The sequence below is a fragment of the Rhodoferax sp. genome (assembly GCF_039922535.1).
GTDB lineage: Bacteria > Pseudomonadota > Gammaproteobacteria > Burkholderiales > Burkholderiaceae_C > Rhodoferax_B.
In genome coordinates this window covers 1-2,331 of record NZ_JBDTEM010000362.1, presented here as the reverse complement: position 1 = coordinate 2,331, position 2,331 = coordinate 1, and the positions used below count along the sequence as shown (strand labels likewise).

The window sequence follows — 2,331 nt, the reverse complement described above, 5'->3', positions numbered from 1 at the left end:
CGGCGGCACTGTTGGCAAAGCTGAAGATGGCCAGTTGGCGGTCGCGTTCGACATGCGATTGGCCGGCCTCTAGCGTCAGCCCCCAGTGGTCGTTCAAGCTGATGTCGGCACGCAGCTGGGCGTTGCGGGTGTCGGTCTCAAACGTGGACCAATCGGGGCCGACCAGTTTCGTCGCGTCTACCGCGTGCGGCAGGGTGATGACACCGTTCACCGCCGTGGGCAGGGCCACGCCCACCTGCTCGGTGGTCTTGCGGTGGTCGTATTCGAGGTCGGCTTTCAGGGTCAGGCGGCTGTTGACGCGCCAGTCGAAGGCGGCGGACGCAAAGCCCCGGTTGCCATTGCCCACGCCATCCAGGTACGCGCCCTGCGCGCCGCCTGCGGCGTTGACGCGCAGGCCAAACTGCTGCGCGTCGCCCAAGCGGCGGCCCACATCTACCGTAGTCAAGGCGGTGCCGTACTGGTCTACCACCAGGCCGAGCGAGGTCACCGGTTGGGCCGTGGCGCGCTTGGTTACCAGGTTGACGATGCCTGCGGGCGTGGTGAAGCCGTAGTACAGCGCCGATGCGCCCTTGAGCACCTCCACGCGCTCTTTGTTCTCCATCGGGATTTGCCCAAAGTTGAGCACCGGCATGGAGCCGTTGAGGCGGTAGTTGGTGCGGTTCTCCACCCCGATACCGCGGATCACCAACTGGTCCCAGGTTTCGCCGCCGTTTTGCTGGCGCGTGACGCCCGCGGTGTTGCGCACCGCGTCGTACAAACCGGCGGCACCCTGCAGCTCCAACACCTCGCGGGTGACGACGTTGACGGTGGAGGGCACGTCCATGATGTCGGCGCCGCGGAAGCTGCCCGCCTCTACCGTCGTGGGCACAAAGCCCTTGGCCGTAGTGGCCTGCACCGTGACCGCCGACAGGCGGGGCGCAGCGATTGGCGCTACCGGTTGGGCCGCCGCTGGGGCCACTTCTTGAGTCACCTCTTGGGCAACTTCTTGGGCATGGACACCCTGCGCACCGTAGGCGACGGACAAGACAAAGGGAAGATGGCGCAGTCGGAAAGCTTGGGTCATGGTTCGGGTGTGAGAACTAGGGGTAAATCAGCGTAAACCCTAGATTCTAATGGTGTAAATGCAAACTATTTGCATTTACACCAACACCGAATAAGAACGTCTACCGGTGGCGGCCCGGCTCAGGCGTAGGTGTCGACGTTTTCGCCCAAGCCGGGCGCACGGCGGGGCGTGTCCTTGGCCGTCTGGGCATCTTTGGCGGCTTGCGCCTCTTGCTGCTGGCTGAGCTGTTGCTGCTGCTGTTCACGCTGGATGGCGGCGATCTGCGCCTCGACCATCTGGATCTGGGCCTGCAGCAGTTTGACCCGCTCCTCTTTGGCTTTGGGCTCCATGTCTTGCCCGGCCACGTTTTTCAACTGCTCGGTCAGCTGGCGTACCTGCTTCATCAGCGCCGCGATCTGTTTGCTGCCCTGAGAGCCTTGCACGCTGGACGATGGTGAGAATGAAACTTGCATTCCCTACTTATCGGCAAATGCCGGGAGGTCTTTACATAGCGCTACAAAATAACCCACGCCCAAAACGCCAATGGGGCTGGATAGACTTTGAAAAAAAGTCCGTCCAGTCCCATCGGTAACGTGAAACAACTTGCATGGCTCGCGGTGCGTTGCACCCGAGTCCATGCAAGTTAGAACCTGTTTACAGGCTTAGCGCGATGCCGACATCAGCTTGTCACGCGCTTCGTCATACGCACGCTTGGGCACGGGCACGGCGTTGGGGTTGCCCAGGTCGGCCATGTGGACACGGTAGGTTTCGCGGGCGGTGAAGGCGGCAATGGCAGCCACCACGGTCACGCCCAGCGTGATGCAACCCACGGTGAACGGAATGTCCATGGCACCGGGAGGCGCTACGTAGGCAAACAGCGCAGGCAACAAGGCGGTGACCAGGGTGCCCAGGTTCTGCGAGATGGCCATGCCCGAGACCCGGGTGCGGGTGGGGAACATCTCGGGGTAGAAGCTGGGAAACACGGCGTTGTAGCCTTGGTAGACGATGCCCCACATCAGGATAGACATGCAAATCGCCAAGGGCACACTGTGGATGCTGATGGCATACAGATACACGAAGGACAGCAGGCCCGAAACAATGGAGCCGATGATGATGGGCGGCTTGCGGCCAATCTTGTCCGACAGATTGCCCACATACGGGATCACGATCACCGCCACGATGTTGCCCAGCACGGGAATCCACAGGTAGATGTCTTTCTCGAAGCCGATGCCGTAGCCGGGCTGCACCGCGTAGGCCGCGCCAAAGATGGTGGTGACCACTGGAATCAC

At 62.0% G+C, this 2,331-nt stretch carries 3 protein-coding genes; all 3 read right to left on the bottom strand.

The genetic code is table 11. From position 1 onward, the window contains the following. Positions 1-1,063, bottom strand: a 1,063-nt coding sequence (locus tag ABI213_RS17285) for a TonB-dependent receptor plug domain-containing protein (protein WP_348027997.1), incomplete at its 3' end; no start/stop codon positions are given. A 119-nt stretch (positions 1,064-1,182) separates the two neighbouring features. After that, positions 1,183-1,515, bottom strand: a complete 333-nt coding sequence (locus ABI213_RS17280; protein ID WP_348005341.1) for a FlxA-like family protein — start codon at positions 1,513-1,515, stop codon at positions 1,183-1,185. A gap of 189 nt (positions 1,516-1,704) precedes the next feature. Next, on the bottom strand, positions 1,705-2,331 hold a 627-nt coding region (locus ABI213_RS17275), incomplete at its 5' end, for an MFS transporter (protein ID WP_348027995.1).

Coding starts and splice junctions, on each gene's coding strand:
- ABI213_RS17280 (WP_348005341.1), bottom strand. CDS start 1,515: ATGCAAGTTTCATTCTCACCATCGTCCAGCGTGCAAGGCTCTCAGGGC.